The sequence below is a fragment of the Candidatus Contubernalis alkalaceticus genome, from assembly GCF_022558445.1.
GTDB lineage: Bacteria > Bacillota > Dethiobacteria > SKNC01 > SKNC01 > Contubernalis > Contubernalis alkaliaceticus.
Window position 1 is genome coordinate 981,498 of sequence record NZ_CP054699.1, and the last position, 20,065, is coordinate 1,001,562.

15 protein-coding genes and 2 tRNA genes are annotated in these 20,065 nt (G+C 41.3%); 15 read left to right on the top strand and 2 right to left on the bottom strand.

What is annotated here, in order from left to right; genetic code table 11:
* Positions 1-390 precede the first annotated feature (390 nt).
* From HUE98_RS04710 to HUE98_RS04775, 14 genes are all read left to right on the top strand, one after another.
* Positions 391-747 (top strand): hypothetical protein, encoded by a 357-nt coding sequence (locus HUE98_RS04710; RefSeq protein ID WP_241422710.1) that lies wholly within the window; start codon positions 391-393, stop codon positions 745-747.
* Positions 748-1,152: 405 nt separating this feature from the next.
* Complete coding sequence (locus HUE98_RS04715; protein ID WP_241422711.1) at positions 1,153-2,412, top strand: Ig-like domain-containing protein; 1,260 nt, start codon at positions 1,153-1,155, stop codon at positions 2,410-2,412.
* Between the two features lie 55 nt (positions 2,413-2,467).
* Positions 2,468-3,430, top strand: a complete 963-nt coding sequence (locus tag HUE98_RS04720; RefSeq protein ID WP_241422712.1) for a DUF4013 domain-containing protein — start codon at positions 2,468-2,470, stop codon at positions 3,428-3,430.
* Positions 3,431-3,541: 111 nt separating this feature from the next.
* Positions 3,542-4,402, top strand: a complete 861-nt coding sequence (locus tag HUE98_RS04725; RefSeq protein WP_241422713.1) for a PP2C family protein-serine/threonine phosphatase — start codon at positions 3,542-3,544, stop codon at positions 4,400-4,402.
* A gap of 32 nt (positions 4,403-4,434) precedes the next feature.
* Positions 4,435-5,832: a trypsin-like peptidase domain-containing protein gene (locus HUE98_RS04730; protein ID WP_241422714.1), complete on the top strand. Its 1,398-nt coding sequence runs from the start codon at positions 4,435-4,437 to the stop codon at positions 5,830-5,832.
* A gap of 5 nt (positions 5,833-5,837) precedes the next feature.
* Positions 5,838-6,569, top strand: coding sequence for a PP2C family protein-serine/threonine phosphatase (locus tag HUE98_RS04735; protein ID WP_241422715.1), 732 nt, complete (start codon positions 5,838-5,840; stop codon positions 6,567-6,569).
* A 58-nt stretch (positions 6,570-6,627) separates the two neighbouring features.
* A complete protein-coding gene (locus tag HUE98_RS04740) occupies positions 6,628-7,203 on the top strand; it encodes an FHA domain-containing protein (RefSeq protein ID WP_241422716.1) in 576 nt (191 codons plus the stop codon).
* A 65-nt stretch (positions 7,204-7,268) separates the two neighbouring features.
* Positions 7,269-9,176 carry an FHA domain-containing serine/threonine-protein kinase gene (locus HUE98_RS04745; protein ID WP_241422717.1) on the top strand — a complete coding sequence of 636 codons (1,908 nt, stop codon included), beginning with the start codon at positions 7,269-7,271 and terminating at the stop codon, positions 9,174-9,176.
* Between the two features lie 47 nt (positions 9,177-9,223).
* The gene (locus tag HUE98_RS04750; RefSeq protein ID WP_241423503.1) at positions 9,224-10,369 is read left to right on the top strand and encodes an Ig-like domain-containing protein; all 1,146 of its coding nucleotides are present in this window, start codon (positions 9,224-9,226) and stop codon (positions 10,367-10,369) included.
* Positions 10,370-10,374: 5 nt separating this feature from the next.
* Positions 10,375-12,147 (top strand): serine/threonine-protein kinase, encoded by a 1,773-nt coding sequence (locus tag HUE98_RS04755; RefSeq protein ID WP_241422718.1) that lies wholly within the window; start codon positions 10,375-10,377, stop codon positions 12,145-12,147.
* 105 nt (positions 12,148-12,252) lie between these two features.
* Positions 12,253-13,317, top strand: a complete 1,065-nt coding sequence (locus tag HUE98_RS04760; protein ID WP_241422719.1) for a hypothetical protein — start codon at positions 12,253-12,255, stop codon at positions 13,315-13,317.
* Between the two features lie 271 nt (positions 13,318-13,588).
* Positions 13,589-14,092 carry a hypothetical protein gene (locus HUE98_RS04765; RefSeq protein WP_241422720.1) on the top strand — a complete coding sequence of 168 codons (504 nt, stop codon included), beginning with the start codon at positions 13,589-13,591 and terminating at the stop codon, positions 14,090-14,092.
* Between the two features lie 473 nt (positions 14,093-14,565).
* Positions 14,566-16,875, top strand: coding sequence for a PAS domain-containing hybrid sensor histidine kinase/response regulator (locus tag HUE98_RS04770; RefSeq protein WP_241422721.1), 2,310 nt, complete (start codon positions 14,566-14,568; stop codon positions 16,873-16,875).
* Between the two features lie 205 nt (positions 16,876-17,080).
* A complete protein-coding gene (locus tag HUE98_RS04775; protein ID WP_241422722.1) occupies positions 17,081-17,740 on the top strand; it encodes a DUF2225 domain-containing protein in 660 nt (219 codons plus the stop codon).
* Positions 17,741-17,863: 123 nt separating this feature from the next.
* On the opposite strand, the gene HUE98_RS04780 is transcribed toward HUE98_RS04775, so the two are convergent.
* Together HUE98_RS04780 and HUE98_RS04785 are read right to left on the bottom strand one after the other, a co-directional pair.
* Positions 17,864-17,939 (bottom strand) — tRNA-Arg (locus HUE98_RS04780).
* Positions 17,940-18,094: 155 nt separating this feature from the next.
* A tRNA-Arg gene (locus tag HUE98_RS04785) sits at positions 18,095-18,169 on the bottom strand.
* A gap of 835 nt (positions 18,170-19,004) precedes the next feature.
* On the opposite strand from HUE98_RS04785, the gene HUE98_RS04790 reads away from it, so the two are divergent.
* Positions 19,005-20,063, top strand: coding sequence for a TRAP transporter substrate-binding protein (locus HUE98_RS04790; protein ID WP_241422723.1), 1,059 nt, complete (start codon positions 19,005-19,007; stop codon positions 20,061-20,063).
* Positions 20,064-20,065 lie beyond the last annotated feature (2 nt).

A 20,065-nucleotide genomic window follows, 5' to 3' on the forward strand; every position in this document is an offset into this window, starting at 1 on the left:
ATCACTTTTTAAAGAGAACTTTCTTTAATAATTAAACGTCTGTGGTTTTTTTACCTGCTTGTTTGCTGTCCAATGGAAAATATCTCTTAATAAAATGAAATATATCACTTTCTTTGGCTGAAATAATTTCAGATTTTAATTTTAGGTGATTAAAACCTCTTTATAATTTTAATAATCACACTAAATAATGATTAAAAAATCAATGAGATTTCTCAATTGTTCAATGCAGCCGGTATTACTATACTGTAATTATAAGAATATTTAGGGAGGTGATCACATAACCCTTAGGGGTTATAATATTAAACCTTCCTGATTAATTCAGGTTGTCAAGGATGTAGTGCATCAATTAGTTTGTTTAAACTTATAAAATATGAGGGAGAGGTGAAGATTATGGCAAAATGCAAATATCCGTTGGACGCTGATGAAACTGAACTGGGAACATGGACTACCAATATTATTTTAACAGACATTGGACGATTCGTTGGAGATTTAACTATTACCAATAAAAAGTTAATTTATTTGTCAAAATTTGATATGTCCTTGAAAGCTATTGCCAATAAAGCATTATTTTATGGGATAGATCAGGAGCAGTACCTGGTTTTGCCCCGGGAACGAATAAAAAATGTGAAAGCCAAGAAGAGTTTAATTAACAAGCGTGTAATTATTACCCTGGATGATGGCGATGAAATTATTATTGACAATGGAATGCTTTCAGTGGATAAAATAATGAAGGCTTTGGAAAAATAGCAGCTATTTTAAAATTTCAACGACTGTTCTAAAGTTGATTGATATGTGAGGGATTTTACGATAATTGTCTAGAACTGATAAATTAATGGAAAATAACCTTTGAGGAGCCATGCGGCCGGTTGGTTTAATTTCTGTCAGAGGCAGGATGCCAAACGGCTGTTCCCTTTTTTTCGCATACCCAAAAAAATGTTATACATGAAAAACTTCAATAATAAGAAAGCAAAAAAGTCTTTTATAGATAGGGTTTCATGGAAAATCACCTTTTAGGGTGATATCGGTGAAAAGATAAAGATTGTATAATTAAAAAGAAAGTTTCATAATTAGTTATCATTTAACAAGTTATAAAAGGAATGCTTTTTTTTTGAAGAATTAGGATTAAAATAAAAAAAGGGGGGTTTTTTATAAATGAAACCCAGGATTAAGAAGATGCAGGTTCTGTTCATTTTCTTAATAATCACTATCCTTTTTTTAACAGTTTCTAGTCCTTTTGTTTTTGCATACTCAAAAAACAGTTATAGTAATGGCACTTCTAAAAATTCTATAATCTATTTTGCCACAACGACACCTTGTCCGACACCTTGCCCTGATAAATCTCCTGCTACTAAGCCTCCTGGCGGCACCCGTGTTTCTGGTGTTCAGCTGAATACAAATCAGGTGGTTCTGACGGTGGGGTCTGAAGAAAAACTTACGGCTAGAATTTTGCCGCAGAATGCTCCCAATCAGAATGTGATTTTTAACTCAGATGACCCATCCATAGCTTCCGTTGACCAGGATGGAACAGTCAGGGGAGAGAGTGAGGGAAGCACGGAAGTTTCCGTTATCACTGTGGATGGTGGGCATAAAGATACCTGCACAGTTAATGTGGTGCCGCCTGCTTCAGGTCTTGAGGAATCAGACGACCAATTAAAAGAAATGGAAGAGGAGTACAGGCGAATCCTGGAAGAGAGTAAGAAAGCTAGAAGTCGTTATGAATTTATGACTCTGGAAACGGAAACACAACAATTTAAATCAAGATATTTTGACTCACAAATGTTTGAAATTGACGTAAAAATTCCAGATGGACATATAACTGGCTATACCGAAGATATGGAGTGGTATTCCACAAACCCGGAACTGGCTGATGTTATATTTTCCAACAATGAGCTGGCGCAGGTAAGAATTGAAAAAAATAAGCACGGTACCTTTGCCATATTTGCCCGTTCTAAAAATGACCCTGATAATATCGTAGATTACAAGCCATTTGTAGTAAGAAGTTCCTGGCGCCCACCGGGCTTTAATAGTGCACATGTAGAACATCCCAATCATACGGAAAGAGACATGGCTGTTTTTCAGAAGTGGTTGGAAAGCCCTGAATATGCAGACATAAGGGCAAGGCAAGAGCATGAATTGAGTGCCGCGTACCATATTGCAAAATTCCAGTTTGATGTGGCTAAGGCTTTGGCTCCCAAATCGGCGGGGGGGATGTACGATGCAGTGAAAGCATGGGAAGAGGGGAAGTATAGAAATGTTTTTAAAGAAACGGTTCTGTCGATTGTTCCCGCTGGAAATTTAATAGACACTATCATGAAATACAATTTCGGAGAAGATTATATGTACGAAGAACGATGGGTCCCGGAACAAGGTGAACCATTTAAAGATCCACAGTGGTTTTTTAACAGGCCATAAAACGAATTCTTACAGAAAGTGTTTACGTTCACTTAAATATAAAAGGAGGAAGGGTATGGCATGGCAGTTGCAAGTAATCAAAGGTCCTGACCAGGGGGTTAAAGTAGGATTCAGCGGCAGCTCTATTGTTATCGGGCGTGAACCATCACGGTGCGGATTGGTGCTGTCCGATGGGGATGTTTCCCGCCACCATGCCCGGCTAACCTTATATGAAGGCAGGGCTTTTCAGCTGGAAGATATGGGGAGCACCAATGGCACTTTTGTTAATAAAAGCCGGATTAAAGAAGCGGTGCTGTTGAACCCCAATGATTCTTTTCGGGTAGGTAGTTCCACAATTACACTGTTATGGACAGCTGAAAAAACAGTTCCTTTATCACTGGCCCAGGTTTTAAAGATTCCTTTTGCTGCTGATAGGGGTTATATAAAATTATTAATTGGTGCCCTTTTCTCCGCGATTCCTTTGGCACACTTTTTGGTAGACGGTTACCGCTACCGTCTGATGAAAGACAGCGCAACCGGCATGATGGAATTACCGGAATGGGACAGCTGGACAGAACTCCTGGTTAATGGATTTTTATTTTGGCTGGTGCAGCTGATTTATTTATTTATCCCAGGTTTTATGAGTATATGGTTTTTCATACGGGTGGTTCGGCAGACAAGTAATGTCCCCGGGCTGCCGGAAGCAGGTTTAATGCTGAGCCTGGTACTGTTTCTGCTCTGCCTCTTTTTCCTGCCTATGTCCTGGGCTCATTTTGCCGCTACCGGACATTTCAGCAGTGCCTTTCAAATAAGCTTTATAGCTTCTCGTATAAAAGCGGTAGGGGCACGGTATGCTGCTGTTTTGTTGTTACTGGCAGCCATGTGGTTTATGCTGGCAATGCTTTCACTCATACCTTTTGTGGGTATCATTATCTTAGTTGTGCTGGGATTTTATATTAGAGCGGTCTCTTCTCTTCTTTACGGAGAGCTTTACAGGATTTCGCTGGATGTTTCCTTTGAACCGGCAGCCCTAAACTAAACTTTAAGTTTATTAGGGATAAAGGGGCTTTTGCATGCCGCTACAGGATAACTAATTTTTATCATAGATAACTATTCTTACAATTAATCATAGAAGGGGATTTTTTTAATCATGGTTTTATGGTTCAAACGTAAGAAAAAAAATAAGCAGAAGCAGAAAATACCAAAAACCATTTCCGTGGCTGCCAATAACTCTTTTAAACCGGTTCCTTATAACTGCCAGCATGTAGGTTTCCGGGAAAATCAAGAGGATGCCTTCGCTTTTTCCGACCTGGAGAACCTGGAGCTGGTGGATAAAAAAGGGGTCCTGGCGGTGGTGGCCGATGGGATGGGGGGACTGTCCCTGGGGGAAGAAGCCAGCAGGGTAGCGGTACAAACCTTTTTAAGGGAGTTTACGTTAAAGGACCGCCATGAACCTGTTTCCCACTGCCTGGAACGGGCCCTCAAGGTTGCTAATAATTCAGTGTTTGACCTGGCATATCAAGATGGTCTGGAACTGGATATAGGTACTACCCTGATAGCAGCGGTTATTTTCAAGGATGAATTGCATTGGATCTCTGTGGGAGATAGCCGTATTTATCATTTTCGACAGGGCAGATTAACCCAGTTGACCAGGGACCATATTTTTATGAACCAATTGATTGAAGATGTCAACAATGGAAAAATCACCAGGAGTGAAGCTGAAAATCATCCCGAGGGAAGTTTTCTAACCAGTTACCTGGGCTTGCCGGAAATTCCGGAAATTGATCGAAGTAATGGTCCATTAATAATGGCTCCGGGAGATGCGGTGCTTCTCTGCAGTGATGGGTTGTATAATACTTTATCAAATGAGGAGATAGCTGCAGTTTTTAAAAACACCAAATGGAATATTGCCGAAGAACTGGTAAGGGAGGCTCTCTTAAAAAATAAACGTCATCAGGATAATATTACTGTGGTGGTTTTGTTCTGTCAGGCAGTGGAGAGTAATAATTAAATACAATAATAAAGTATTAAAGGAGATGAGAGATGTTGAAAAGTAACGCTTTAGTTTCCCGCACAATTATGCTTTTACTTGTGCTGGTTTTTGTGATGGTTTTCAATGGAACAGTATTGGCACAGAATTCTATCGAGGATGCGCAAAAAAGTGTAGTACGTGTAACCGCATGGGATGCAAACGACAATTTCCTGGGCTGGGGTTCAGGATTTGTGGTGGGTGACGGAGAGCCCTTTGAATATGTGGTTACCAACTGGCATGTAGTAGACCCGGCTATGTACGGAGTAGGTAGGGTGGAAACTAAAATATGGATTTCATCTGATGACCTTGTTCCGGCCAGGGTTTTTGTCAGTCTGCCTATGACCGATATGGCACTTTTAAGGATAGACCCGGAGCATTTGCTCTATGGTTATGTGCCCTTAGAGCTGGCTACCAGGGATATGGTTACCACAGGGGAGGAAGTCTGGGCCGTAGGTTTTCCCGCTGCCACCTTTGGTGATTTTATGACCTCATATTTCACGGACACGGTGGTTACCAAAGGTATCATAAGTAAAGTAACTACCTTTGGAGGCACCGGGTTATACCAGACGGATGCCTCTATTAATCCTGGAAATTCAGGGGGCCCTCTCTTAAACAAAGACGGTCAGGTGGTTGGAGTCAATACCTGGAAGTTTGTTGATCCTGATGGTCAGGTGGACAGCGTTGCCGGTTCTGTGCAGGTGGATTACCTTATTGAAGTTTTATCTAGGAGAGGCATTCCTTATAATGCTGCCGGTCAAGCCCCGCCACCGGTGACGGAGCCTGAACCTACCACTCCGGAACCTCCTCCACCCGCTCCGGAGCCTGAACCGGAGGCAGCAGCCCCTGTATCAGATGATTCTGGAATCAACTTCTTGTATATTGGTTTGGGTGCTGCTGCACTATTAATAGTTGTATTAGCTGTTGTTCTATCAAGCAAAGGGAAGAGTAAGCCTGCAGTAGTTGTTCCTGCGGCACCGTCGCCACAGCCTCAAATGCAGGCACCGGTTACTCAACGGGTATCTGCACCGGTAACTCGGGCAAGGACTGAACCTGCTCTAGACCCGGTGACCAAAGCAAAGAAAGTTCAGCCCACAGCTTCTTTAAAGGGGATATCTGGTCAATTTGCCGGGCAGACCATGGAACTGGTAGGAGGTCAGCTGATTATCGGGCGGGATCCCAGGCTGGCACAGCTGGTTTATCCTCAGTCCTGCGAAGAAATAAGCAGAAAGCATGCAACGGTTCGTTTTGATGAAAGAACTCAAAAGTTTATTTTAGAGGATTCATCTTCCAATGGAACCTTTTTGTCCTCTCAAGAGAGGCTGGAGCCTGGGAAGCCTTATTATTTAAATTCAGGAGAGCGTTTTTATGTCGCCGATTCTAAAGAAGTTTTTGAATTAAAAATGGAGTAGCAGCCATGAAATTTCAGACTGCGTTTATTTCAAAAACCGGCGGTAGAAAAGTAAATGAGGATTACTGCTCTTTTATGGAGAGTGAGGGGTTTGGCTGTTATTTTCTAGCAGATGGATTGGGGGGGCATAAGGGAGGAGCACTGGCCGCCAGCATTGCAGGGGAGAAGCTGTTGGAAGCTTTTGCGGCTGCTCCTGGTTTTTCTGGAGCACATTTAGTAAATTACCTGGAAAATGCCCGTCAGGCATTTATTGCAGAGAAAAAACGACAGGGCAAGTTTTCCATGAAGACCACCCTGGTGGTGCTTTTGTCCGATTTTAAAAAAGTGTTTTGGGCACATATTGGAGACTCCAGGTTGTATTATTTCCAATCCGGAAGGCTGGCCTTTCAAACGAAGGATCACAGTGTTCCTCAGCGTTTGGCCAGTAGTGGGGAAATCTCGGCTGAGAAAATCCGCTATCACGAGGATCGAAATCGGCTTACCCGTGCCTTTGATGGCGATGATCTATCCCGTATCGATTTTCTAAAAAGGCCGGTTGACGTAAGTAACGGAGATTCATTTTTGCTCTGTAGTGATGGATTCTGGGAATATGTCCTGGAGCCGGAGATGGAAGAAGACCTGCTAGTGTCCAGGAGTCCTGAAGCCTGGCTTTCATCCATGGAAAAAAGATTAAGTAAAAGAGCAAAAGCCAATCATGATAATTACTCTGCTTTGGCGGTTATGGTAGAAAGTTTTTAAATATGCTGCTCAGGTTATTACCAGAGTTATAACTAGTTAGTATTGGAGGGAACGAAATATGGAGCCGCTGACAAGATGTGCCAATGGGCATTATTATGATTCAAAGAAGCATACCTCCTGTCCATTTTGTGGGGTACAGAGCCTTGATATAGATATTCAAAAAACTATGGCCAAAAGGCCGGGAACTACCGGTGGAAATATCGGGGTAACCAGGCCTAAAGGGGGGTCCCAAGGGGCAGAAGAAGGGAAAACTGTAGGGATATTTCGCAAGAAGTTAGGTATAGATCCCGTGGTCGGTTGGTTGGTGTCGGTAAAAGGCCCTGAGAGAGGTCGGGATTACCGTATTACCTCTGAAAGAAACTTTATTGGAAGATCAGAAAAAATGGATATCTGTATTGCTGAAGATGAAACCATTTCCCGGGAAAATCATGCGGTGGTCAGCTATAATCCTAAAAATAATTCTTTCAGGTTATTCCCTGGGGACAGCAAAGGCCTGGTTTATTTAAATGATGAAGAGGTGATTACCCCAGAGCCTTTGAAATCTTTTGATGTCATTGAGTTGGGGCAGACCAGTCTAATGTTTGTGCCTTTCTGCAGCGAAAATTTCCAATGGAAAAAAGAAGAAGAGGAATAACCGGTTAGTGATTAGCCGTAGAAATCATAGTATATTTGTAAAGTCTTTAATATAGGGTGAGTGAGATGGATTTAAATCAGCTGTGTATGGGGTGCATGGAAATAAAAGAAGATTCTATAGTTTGTCCCAACTGCGGCTTTGAGGAGGGTACTGCTCCTGAATCTTCTGTGCATCTGCCACCGCGGACTGTTTTACATGAAAAATATTTGCTGGGTAGGGTTCTTGGCCAGGGGGGGTTTGGAATTACTTATCTGGCCTGGGATATTTACCTTGACCTGAAGCTGGCAGTTAAGGAGTATTTCCCTCGGGAGCTGGTTTATCGTGAAGCCGGCTACAGCACCATTTCTATTCATTCCGGAACCCTTAAGGACCAGTATTCCTACGGGTTGGATAAATTTCTTGAAGAGGGGAAAACCCTTGCTAAATTTGAAGGGCACCCCAATATAGTTTCCGTTAGGGATTTTTTTAAAGCCAACAGTACCGCCTATCTGGTTATGAATTATTTGGAAGGGGTCACCCTGAAAGATTATTTAAAATCAAAGGGCTCTAAGCTTTCCTTTGATGAAGCTCTACAGATCATGATGCCGGTAATGGATGCTCTTCGGGCAGTTCACAGTGCAGGGATGCTGCATAGGGATGTCAGCCCGGATAATATTTTTATAACTTTGAAAGGACGGGTTCTTATTCTGGATTTTGGGGCTGCTCGTCATGCCCTGGGAGAAAAAGCCAAGAACCTTTCTATTATTTTAAAGCCGGGCTATGCTCCGGAGGAGCAGTACAGAAGTAGGGGAATCCAAGGACCCTGGACAGATATTTATGCGGTGGCAGCTACGTTTTACCAGGCCATTACACACCAGATGCCTCCTGAGTCTTTGGATCGGTTGGATCATGACCCTATAATTCCGCCCTCAAAGCTTGGGGTGCAGCTGGGAGTTGGAGAGGAGAAGGCACTGCTGAAGGCTCTTTCTGTAAGGGCGGAAGATCGTTACCAGACTATTGCCCAATTCCAGGAAGCTCTAGGGAAAGCAGAACAGTCTCCACCTCTAATCTATGAAGAGGAAGAGGTTGAGTTTGCCCAGGCACAAACTCTCGAGGATTACGGTGGCGCAGATACTTTTGGGATAATGACCGAAAGTCACGTTTCCCCTGGCATACAAAATATACCTGTGATGGAACGTTTTAAGAATGATGCTTTTGCTGAGACGATTAATGTTGGCAGGGCACCAGATAATGATGTAATTCTTAGTGATGCCACTGTATCCCGTCATCATGCCCGTTTATATTATGATTCTGGAAAATGGTATATTGTCGACCTTGGCAGTACCCACGGAACCTTTGTTAATGGGGTGCCGGCTGCAGAAGATTTAGAATTAGCGCCATCATCTGTGATTCAGTTAAGTGGGGTAAGTTTATATTTTGAAGGTGACAGACTTCTAACTGATCAGGGGCAGGTAGTAAAGTTTTTGTATGCTTCCTCAGATATGAATAGTCAAAGGGGTAATAATGAAAATATTTCAGGGAATAGCAATTCTTCTAATAATAAAACTTCAAGAACAAGAATATTAATTGCAGCAGCCCTTGGATTATGTTGTATTCTAATTCTTTCTTATGCAGCCGTTATGTTGTGGGGCGGAGGGAAGCCTGATACCCAGGTTCAAGGCCAGGGGATTGGCGTAAGTGATATCAGTAATGCCCAAGATTCCATTGATATTACTGTTGAATTCGGTACTATTGAGTATGATGGTGGGGTGTATACCGGAGAGCTGAAAAATGGTTTGCCCCATGGGCAGGGTACCTTGGTTTACCAGCAGAAAAGCCAGTCATCGGGGTTTAGTGAAATCGGCACCTCCAGTGGACGAAAATATGTCGGCCAGTGGAAAGATGGTATGAAACACGGTCAAGGAACGATGACCAACCCCGATGGATCCGTCCGGAGGGGCACCTGGGAAAACGATTATTATGTAGGCTCCTAGGCGAATAAGAGAGGTGTAAAAAAATGCGGTGGAGACTTTTTTGTTTGGTGTTAGTTATTATCTTATTATTCATTCTTTATCCCGCTTCCAGCCTGGCGCAGACGGAGGTGCGGGTTACCGGGGTCAGGCTTAACCACAACAGCCTGATTATGGAGCCGGGCTCAACAGAAATTCTTTATGCGGTTGTCTCACCCAACAACGCAACAAACAAGGAGATAAGCTGGTCTACCAGTGACCCTATGGTGATTCAGGTGACGGACTTGGGGGATATCCCTGCTTATCGTAATGCTGCTGAGATCAAGGCGCTGTCTCCAGGAAGGGCGACTGTAACTGTTATCACTGAAGAAGGCAGGAAAAGGGTAGATTGTCAGGTTGAGGTTATAGTACCTGTCACCAGTATAAGCCTTAAGACAACAGAGATTACCCTGTCCCCCTCCCAGGAGTTGTGGCTTCAGGCTCAGGTGGAACCCCGGGACGCTACCAATCAGCAGCTCACCTGGTCATCAACGAATCCTGCTGTTGCTTTTGTGGATGCAAATGGATTGGTAAAGGCTAAAAAGGCCGGTGAGGCCCGTATTGTCATTAGAGCAGTTGAAGATGATACGTTAACTGCATACTGCAACGTTACTGTTTCCGATACTGCTGTTACCGCGGAAAGGGATTTGGAGCGGACTGAGGATCCAGAACTGGTGGAGCAGCCTCAGGAGCTCGTGCCAGAACTGCAGCCAGAACCGAAGCAGGGAGGTAGTTTGCCCGTAATTGGGTTGGCTGCGGGGGCAGTAATTATATTAGGCCTGATAGTATTTTTTATCTGGAGAGGACAGGGCCAAAGATCAGCGGCGGCAGTACCGCCTGCCGGCAGTGAACAGTTTAAACCCAGGCCTTTTATCATGGGAATTTCCGGTCAATTTGCCGGGCAGAGATTTGATTTGGTGAGGGGGCGGTTAGTAATTGGCCGTGATTCTTCATCACAACTGGTTTATCCAACCTCTCAGGAGGAGATCAGCCGGAAACATTGTACGGTAATGTATGATGAAGCAGCTCAGAAGTTTATATTGGAGGACTCTTCTTCCAACGGCACCTATTTATCCTCCGGTGAGAGGCTTTTTCCTGGGGAGCAGTATCAATTGAATTGGGGAGAGCGTTTTTATCTTGCCCAACCCGGAGAACTATTTGAAACAAAAGTGGAGTGATGGTAGTGGATTTTCATCATTTATGTCTGGGCTGTTTTGAGGAGAAGGGGGATGCACCTGGGTGTCCTCACTGTGGGTTTGTTGAAGGAACGCCCCCGGAGTCCCCTGTACACTTAACGCCTGGAACTATTTTAAACGAAAAGTATTTAATCGGTCGGGCTCTGGGCCAGGGCGGCTTTGGTATTACTTATTTATCCTGGGATATCAACCTTAATCTCAAGTTGGCTATTAAGGAGTATTATCCACAGGACCTGGCTACCCGTGCGGCGGGCCACAGTCAGGTATCCGCTTACACCGGTAATTTAAGCAGCCAGTATGAATACGGGCTGGAGAAGTTTCTACAGGAGGCCCGGACTTTAGCCCAGTTTGAGGGTCATCCCAGTATTGTGTCGGTAAGGGACTTTTTTAAAGCCAATGAGACCGCATATATTGTAATGAGCTATATCGAGGGTGTTACTTTAAAGGGGTACCTTAAAGCTTCAGATAATCAACTGCCCTATGATAGGGTGCTGGCCATTATGATGCCGGTTTTAGATGCTCTGAGTGAAGTTCATGCCGTGGATATTTTGCACCGGGATATTTCACCGGACAATATTTTTATCAACAAAAAGGGCCAGGTGATTCTCATTGATTTTGGTGCAGCCCGACAGTCCATTGGAGAAAAGGGCCGCAGCTTATCAATTATTTTAAAACCCGGGTTTACACCGGAGGAGCAGTATCGCAGTAAGGGCATTCAGGGGCCCTGGACAGATATTTACGCGGCAGCAGCAACCATGTACAGGGTCATTACCGGGCAGATGCCTCCGGAGTCCCTGGACCGTTTGGAAGAGGATACCCTGGTACCGCCTTCTCAGTTGGGGTTAGAGATTGGAGAAATCCAGGAGCGGGCGCTGCTGAAGGCCATGGCAGTCCGTTCCGCAGACCGTTTTCAAACGGTGAAGGAATTCCAGAGTGCGCTTTTAGGTGAGACATCGGGGCATTATGAACCGTTGGATTCTTCTAAAACAGCCCAAGAGGATTCTTTGGAAGTGCAGGAGGTGGAGGGATCATCTCCACCGGGAAAAGTAGGGGCAAAAAAATCGTGGAAAGAGAAGAATTCAATACCTTTGATTGCTGCTGTAGTGGGGGGATTGTTGTTATTGATATTTGTTTTTATTTTTATGAACGGAAAGGGCCATCCCCCCTCTCAAGACGCTGTTTCTCCTGGGGAGCAGTTTCCTCCTATTATTAATGACGATGGTAGTGAAAATGACAAAGATGAGGAAAATATTCCAGGTGTTCAGCTGGAGGAAAAGCAGGGAACCATTGATTATGAGGGGGGCCAATACACCGGACAACTTTTGGGAGAGAGCCCCCACGGGGAAGGTGTTTGGCTGGGGCCTGAAGGTGATGAATATGAAGGAACTTGGAAGGATGGACTTCCCCAAGGAGAGGGTATATGGACTGGCCCTGATGGAGAATCCTATCAGGGTGATTGGGAGGCAGGACAAAAAAGTGGACATGGCACCTTTATCTCCGCCAATGGAGTCCAGTATGTCGGGGAGTGGAAAAATGACCGAAGAAATGGACAAGGCACAGAAACTTGGCCTAATGGTTCCCAGTATGTCGGGTCCTGGAAAGATGACCTTCGTCATGGACAGGGTACTTATACCTGGCCCAACGGTGCGCAGTATGTTGGACAGTGGAGAGAAGGGTGGCAGCATGGGGAGGGCACATTGACTCATCCTGATGGTACAGTTCAAAGTGGTAATTGGGTAAATAATGAGTTTCAAGATTAAAAAGGTAAGGGTTTTAGATTTTTAGGTTAAGAAATTGGTATTGGAGGTGGTTTCAAGCACTTTTAGCATGGCTTTACAGGTAATAAAATTCTAAGGAGGTAAATTATGACACAGAATAATTTTAAGAGACCACGTTACTTGATATTCTGTCTAATGTTTTGTCTTATTTTTTCTTTAATGGCAGTGTCAGTTGCGGCAGCTTATTCTTCTTTAGGTGCCACTGTGGTAAGTTACTCTATTAACGAAAACGGTGCATATCGCTTGGAAATATCACATGCCTCTCCAGGAACAAGGGTTAATTTTAACATTGTAACAGAGTACTGGCATGCGGGGGCTTTAGTAGATACTACTACCGTTGCTCACTATGTGGATCCAGGTTGGGTTGATTCATTTCACTGGGGAAACAATACCTGGAAAAATGATGCAGCAAGAGCTCCAGGAACATATACCGTAAAGGCTATCATTGATGGTAAGGAGGTAGCATCGGGTACCTTTACTATTGAAGAGACAAAGGGTTTTGTGACAGAGAACAACCAGGCAACAGTGACCTTCGACGATGGAAGGGTTACCATTGATCTGACAACGGATGGAGAGGCTGATGGAAATATTACCTTAAGCCGTTTTTCAGTATCAGATAAAGCTGCGCCTCCAAGTTTAGAGCCGGCGGGTTTATTCATGAACATTGAGCGCTCTTTGCAGCAGAGGGAAGTGACTGTAAATAATGAGAACCCGACTATCCTGATAGAAGGAGGAGGCCCAACAATAGTACAAGCTGTGGTTAAAGTAGACATTCCTGCTCTGCCCGCTGGGATGAGCAAAGATTCTTTGGACCTTTATAGGTTTAATACTGGTACTGGGAATTGGGACAAGCTTAATGGTACAATAGTAGGCAATCAGATATGGGTTACATTGGAAGATTTTAGTCTGTTTGGTTTGTTCGGAACCGTTGCTGCAGTTGCCCCGGCTCCTGCACCGACGACTCCTGCGCCTACCACTCCTGCGCCTACCACTCCTGCGCCTACCACTCCCGCGCCGACTACTCCTGCACCTACGCAGGTTCTTCCCCGGACAGCAGGGGACAGCTTCCCTTATGCTGGTGTTTTCGCCGGCATCTTAGTTATTATGGCAGGGATTCTGTTAGTTAGGAAAAATAGAGAGATAATAGGATAACAAGGAATTTAGAAAGCTAAGAATATGGAGACCGGGTTTAATCCTTTTGGGCGGATAAAACCCGGTTTTTTTTTTTTGATATTTATAAGGGGTTTAAGCTGATGAAAACTTTTTAAAAAGTATTTTTCTTTGAAAATATTAAAAGATGTGTTATAGTAAGGGGAAATGGTAGGATTTTAAAAACTTGGCTGTAATCCCCTAAGTGACTATTTGCATGGATGTGAGCATTTGAATTATTTACCATATAACACAAACAAGGGAGGAAGAATCAATGGCAACAAGAGCTAAAACTAAATGTATGTGCGTGCTGCTGGCCTTTATGATGCTGTCTCTTCTATCGGTGGCTGTATTATCAGCGGAGGAGTTAGAGGAGGAAGCTTTTAACGATGTTGACAGCTATTATAATCAAATAAACGGTTATGTTGACTTATATAATGAGAATATTGATTTAATCCCTGGCGTGATAAAAACATTTTTTAGTAATGAAAGGATTAACTTCTATATCGAATATTCAGGGGACCAAACAGAGGTAATTGGAGTAGTTTCCAGTGGAGATGCCGCTATTTCTAAATTTGTTTCTGGGGGAATAGAAGATTCTACCTTAAAATTTTATATTGAAAGTGAGGTAATAGATTCTGTCATTGCTGCACCATCAACAGAAGCTTTTTTTGATGCTATTGAAGGAATAAAAAAAGAAGGGGTAGGTTTTAGTAAGAAAATTAAAGTAATTTTTATAAATATTGCCATTAAAGCAGCAAGGACATTCTTGTTATAAGCATCTGATAAACTGTTAAAGAAACGCACGAATTAAACTTCTCTTGGCTCTTTTTTTTAACCGGTCTTTGACCGGTTTTTTTGCTGAAAAACTGATTCTTATGAACTTTTCTTATACTTATAATTAGTTAATACATGCTTGGATAATTAAATATTAAACTTATCGCAAGAAAATAAATTGAAAAGTATTACAAAATATGTGGAATTATTTTTAAAAACTGTTATTAAGACAAAATATGATTAAAAAAAAATAAATTATTTAACAAAATGTTACAAAAATTTACAAGGAATTGTGAGCACAAAAATAGAATATTTTAGAAACTATTGATATTCAATAAAATCTGGAGAGCAATGATTATTTGGCAATATATGGACGCTTTGGCCAAGTGTGAGCGAGTAGCGTAACCGACCACAATTTTACATTGGTTATTTTTTTTTATCTGGGTATGAAAAAAAAATATGAGGAGACGGAAAATGAAAATAGAAACTCAACGTAAGAGCGCGGAGGATAGGTTGAACCAGCTTGTTGAGGAAAAAGAGCTCCTGTTGGATAATATTGAGCTTCAAGTATGGTATCTTACGGATATTGAAACGTATGGGGCCGTTAACAATACTCATGCAAAATTCTTCGGAGTTAAAAAGAGAGATTTAGAGAATAAAACTTTGTGGGAGATCTTGTCATCGGAAGAGGAAGCGAGAATATGTATTGAGGGGAATAAATGGGTTTTTCAAGAAAAGAAAAAATTAAAAAAAGAGGAGTGGGTCGTAGATGGTAAGGGGAAGCCCCGACTATTGGCCATAACAAAAACTCCCAAACTGAACAGCGCAGGCAGTGTGGAGTATGTGGTATGTTCTGCCCTTGATATTACCGATCAAAGGCGTATAGAAGAAGAGATTGAAAATACAATTATCTTTTTTGAAAATATTGTCAATACAGCTTCCGATCCAATCTTTGTGAAAGACTCCAAGTATCGATTTAAGTTAACCAATGAAGCCTTATGCAATTTCTTAGGATATTCAAGGGAAGAGATGCTGGGGAAAACTGATTATGATTTTTTTTCCAAAGAACAAGCAGATGTTTTTAGAGGAAATGATATTTTTGTTTTTTCAACCGGTTTGGATAACATGAATGAGGAAATAATAACGGATTTGTCTGGAAAACAGCATATTGTTTCTACCAAAAAGTCCGTATTTACGATACCAAATACATCAGAAAAATACCTGGTAGGTGTTATTCATGATATTACGGAGCGAAAAAGGGTAGAGAGAGCGCTGCAGGAAAGTGAGAGGCATTATCGGCAGATTGTGGATCTTTTTCCAATTGCAATTTTTGGTCACAGTGAAAAAGAGATCCTTTTTGCCAATACTGCTGCAGCCAAACTGGTAGATGAGACAGATCCAAAGTTTTTAAATGGAAAGTCACTCCTGGAATTTTTGCATCCTGAAGACAGGGAACCATTTATGAAAGGGGTTAAGGAAGTAATAGAGAAAAGAAATACGAAAATAGTATTGACGGCCAAATTGATTATACCGACTGGGAGGGTTATTAATACAGAACTGGTTTTAAGTAATTTTGTATATCAAGAAAAATATGCAGTGCAAATTGTTGGCAGCGATATAACCAAACGAAAAAAGATAGAAGAAGAAATTTTTAAAGCTGATAAGCTTGAATCAATTGGTATATTGGCAGGTGGGATCGCCCATGATTTTAATAATTATCTGGCCACATTACTAGGCAATATTTCCTTGGCTATGTCTTATAAAGAAGGTAATTACAAAAAAATTTACGAAAAGTTAGAAAATATGAAAAAAGCAACCCTTAGGGCTAAAGATTTATCTCATCAATTATTTGTGTTTGCAAAAGGGGTAAAACCAGTAAAAACAATAATGCCAATAAGGGATCTCATAATTGACATTACTCAATTTACGTTAAGCGGCTCCAATGTTTGTTACAGGTTTTTCATAGAGAAAGATCTTTATTTAGTTGAAATTGATGAAGGACAGATCACTCAAGTGCTGCACAACCTTATTATAAATGCTGTACAGGCGATGCCAACAGAAGGTGGCAAAATCCAGATACGTGCTGAAAATATTTTCATTGAGGGAGAGAAAGATGAAGCCCTAATCACTTTGAGTGATGATAATTATATAAAGATATCTATAGAAGATAATGGTCCCGGGATATCAGTGCAGAATGTAAAAAAAATATTTGACCCATTCTTTAGTACCAAGATTAAAGGAAGCGGCCTTGGTTTGGCCACTTCCTATTCCATTATAAAAAACCATGATGGCTGCATAGTAGTGGAGTCTGAAGTAGGAAAGGGGAGCACGTTTAACATTTATCTTCCGGCTGTAACCAAACATGAGATGAAAAAGAATGAATCGGACGAGGTTATTTACGGCCAAGGGAAAATACTGGTTGTTGATGATGAAGATGATGTGAGGAATACCATTGGTGAGATGTTGTCTTGGTTGAATTATCAAGTGTATTACGCGAAAGATGGAGTTGAAGCTATAAATATTTATATAGAAGAGAAAAATAAATCTCAACCTTTTGATCTTATTGTCATGGATTTAACTATTCCAGGGGGAATGGGGGGCAAGAAAACTATTAAGAAATTAAAACAGTTGGACCCTGAGGTGAAAGCGATTGTTTCCAGCGGTTATTCTGAGGATCCTGTAATGAGTAGTTATAAGGATTATGGTTTTAAAGGGGTAATTAAAAAACCTTTTAGAATTGAAGAGCTATCTGTAGTAATTCATGAAACAATTCAGGGAAGTTAGAAACGGAGATAATAAAAAAAGCTTGTCATCAGGGAACTGCAGCTTAATCTTAATATACAAAAAGAGGAATATTACGTAAGTTGTAGAAAAATAAAATTGTTAACTATTTTTATAAGAATTAATATGCCTGTTGTTTGTGCCAATAATTGCATATTTTTGATTACTCATATTGGAACAAGGTAGTTGTTTGTTAGAGGGAGGAAATATGGACGAACTATATGATCGTAATGTTGAATGTAAATTTTGTGATAATAAATTTAAAAGCAAAAAGATTAAAGTTAGTAAAGTAAGATTAAAAAAAACAGACTCGGATTTTTGTACATACTATTATGGAGAAAATCCCTGGCATTATTCTGTTTATGTCTGTCCAGAATGCGGCTTTGCCTTTACTGAAAATTTTACCGTTAATCTTACTGGCCCAAGAAGGGAAAGGATTAAAGAGTTTTTAAAAAAAGACCCCGTGGATATAGATTTTTCTGGGTTAAGAGATTCCCGTCTGGCAGAAGAAGCTGTTAAAAGAATGATAAAAATTACCCAAGTAGAAGATGAGAAAAACCCGGCTATAGGTAATTTTTATTTGCAGCTTGCCTGGTTATACCGTTTGGAAGATAAAGAAAAAGAAGAAAAGGAATATTTAAAAAAATCATTGGAATGTTTTATTGATCTATATGAAAGCGATAAACAGATTAAAAATCCAGCAAAAGTAATCTACATAATTGCTGAGCTCTATCGAAGGCTAGGAGACTTGAAGAAGGCTGTTTATTGGTTCACACATATTGTAAATAATAAAAAAATTAACGATAAAGCAATTATACGAAAAGCGCGAGAACAGTGGCAGGAGATAAGAATGTCACTGCAGGAATAGAAAATATAAAGCTTTAATGTTGATTAATTTGAATGTGACGGAAGTTAAGTTAACAATTATACAAGGGCATAAAAATAGACCGACCCCTAAGAATGAATATGGGCGGTCTAACAGTTTTCTTTATGGTGCGCCTGGCAGGAATTGAACCTGCGGCCCACGGATTAGGAATCCGTTGCTCTATCCCCTGAGCTACAGGCGCACGCATTATTATTATACCACAAGTTATCTGAAAAACAACCCGAAAGTTACCTTGAAAAACAAACAGCGTCAGATCCCTAACAGCGTCAGATCAAGATGCCCTGGTATTAATGATAAAAATATATAAAAAAAAGTCCATTTAGGACTTATTAATCATGGTACGCCCGCAGGGATTCGAACCCCGACTTCAGGCTCCGGAGGCCTGCGTGATATCCCTTTCACCACGGGCGCAAATCTAATATTTAATAGCAATTTATATAATAGCATTGAACTGTGAATAAGTCAACCAATGGAGTGAACCCGGGGAATTTTTATGAATTATGCCTGAATTATGAATTATGAATTATTGGTATTTATTTTTAGGATTAAAGAGGAATTTAATAATATTTTGTTGAATATAATGAAAGTCATTATCAAAGATTTTAATTCTATTTTCAAATTATCTTTGTTGATGTTTTTTGTTAGGAGGAGTGCAAGAAAGGTTTTACAATTGAATATTCTGGCATTTTCCACCAATACTTATGTTTTGAATTGTGGAATGCGCTTAGTGGGATTAGACCTTAAAGAGGTAAGCTTGGATTGTGCAAATGGATTTATGGTTTAGTTTGAAATCATAAGGGATCCGATGCAGTATTCATGCAGGTTGTAAAAAATTTCATTACCATGAGTTTTTTACAGCACCCGGCTTTTCTGTCCGAAATAGAAAACAGGAGGTAGTGAATCCATCCTGTTTTAAGTAAGCAGTAAAAGCGATTTTGCCAGCGGAGGGTATTTGATTCAAATAGGGATTGTTATAGTTCCTTGTTTTTGATATATATTCTTATTTTATCCGTGTTGGGTAAATCGGCTTACCCGGTTTCCATTCAATGATTAGTTACTGTTGTTATTATGGAATTTAAGGAATATTGATCCCGAATTTTTATTAAGCTTTGAGATTGACAATTACCTCCGTATGCTCTTTAAAACGGTGGTGTTTTTATTTACGGGTAATTTATTTTACTGAGTATATGAGAGGGAAAAAGGAATTGGTAAGGATGAATAATTAAATTTTATGAGGGGGATTTTCGTGAACAAAAAGTTTTTTATATTAATGCTGATTTTAACACTTGCATCAGTCTCACTTTTGAGCGGCTGCGGCAGTTCAGGGGATGATGGAGATGTAATAGAATTACAGTTCGCAACTTTTTGGCCGGCAAACGACTTTCAGGTTGCTGAAGGACATCAAGCCTGGATGGATGAGATTGAGAAGAGAACCGATGGCAGAGTGAAATTTGTTATGCAGTCCGGAGAAGTTCTCTTGAGTGCCAGTGAGATATATGGAGGGGTAGCTGACGGTGTGGCAGACCTGGGCACAACATGCCCAGCTTATACACCGGGTTTATTTCCTGTAACTGAGGCTTTTGAACTTCCGGGACTTTTAAATCCCAATGCCCTGGCGGCTTCGGTTACCGTACACGAAGGTTATAAGGCGCTGAAAGAAGAAGGCCTGATGGATGAGTATGATGATGTGAAGGTGCTGATGTTTTGGGCAACAGGTCCAGGAGATGTGATGACCACCAGGCCTGTTCATAATCTTGAAGACATGTCAGGAATGGAAATGAGAGTAGTAGGCGGCACAGTGCCTACAATGGAAGCACTGGGGGTTGAACCCGTATCGCTGCCTATGTCGGAATCATATTTGGCACTGGATTCAGGCATTGTAGAGGGAATCCTGGGACCCAATGATACCCTTGTAGGTTTTAGGCTGGCAGAAGTATTAACCCATATTACTAAAACTCCCTTTCTATATAATATAGTATTTATGAAAGTGATGAACCTGAATACATGGAATTCTTTGCCTTCTGATATACAAGAAATCATTGAAGAGGTCAGCGAAGAGTTTGTAATTAATTACGGTAAACTTAGAGCCGACTATACTAATGAAGGGCTTCAATCTGGTATTGACCAGGGAATTGAAGTGATAGAGTTGGACGCTGCTGAGGAGGCAAAATGGCGGGAGCGGATTGAACCTGTTGTAGAGAAGTGGATTCAAGGTAAAGAGACATCAGGTTTTCCGGCAGCAGATATTGTGGAGAGAGTTCGGGAACTGGACTCAAAATATTCAAATGAACATGGTGATTATTAGTT

Coding starts and splice junctions, on each gene's coding strand:
- HUE98_RS04745 (WP_241422717.1), top strand. CDS start 7,269: ATGGATTTAAATCAGCTGTGTATGGGGTGCATGGAAATAAAAGAAGAT.
- HUE98_RS04765 (WP_241422720.1), top strand. CDS start 13,589: ATGGCAACAAGAGCTAAAACTAAATGTATGTGCGTGCTGCTGGCCTTT.
- HUE98_RS04710 (WP_241422710.1), top strand. CDS start 391: ATGGCAAAATGCAAATATCCGTTGGACGCTGATGAAACTGAACTGGGA.
- HUE98_RS04770 (WP_241422721.1), top strand. CDS start 14,566: ATGAAAATAGAAACTCAACGTAAGAGCGCGGAGGATAGGTTGAACCAG.
- HUE98_RS04715 (WP_241422711.1), top strand. CDS start 1,153: ATGAAACCCAGGATTAAGAAGATGCAGGTTCTGTTCATTTTCTTAATA.
- HUE98_RS04740 (WP_241422716.1), top strand. CDS start 6,628: ATGGAGCCGCTGACAAGATGTGCCAATGGGCATTATTATGATTCAAAG.
- HUE98_RS04760 (WP_241422719.1), top strand. CDS start 12,253: ATGACACAGAATAATTTTAAGAGACCACGTTACTTGATATTCTGTCTA.
- HUE98_RS04775 (WP_241422722.1), top strand. CDS start 17,081: ATGGACGAACTATATGATCGTAATGTTGAATGTAAATTTTGTGATAAT.
- HUE98_RS04720 (WP_241422712.1), top strand. CDS start 2,468: ATGGCATGGCAGTTGCAAGTAATCAAAGGTCCTGACCAGGGGGTTAAA.
- HUE98_RS04735 (WP_241422715.1), top strand. CDS start 5,838: ATGAAATTTCAGACTGCGTTTATTTCAAAAACCGGCGGTAGAAAAGTA.
- HUE98_RS04725 (WP_241422713.1), top strand. CDS start 3,542: ATGGTTTTATGGTTCAAACGTAAGAAAAAAAATAAGCAGAAGCAGAAA.
- HUE98_RS04730 (WP_241422714.1), top strand. CDS start 4,435: ATGTTGAAAAGTAACGCTTTAGTTTCCCGCACAATTATGCTTTTACTT.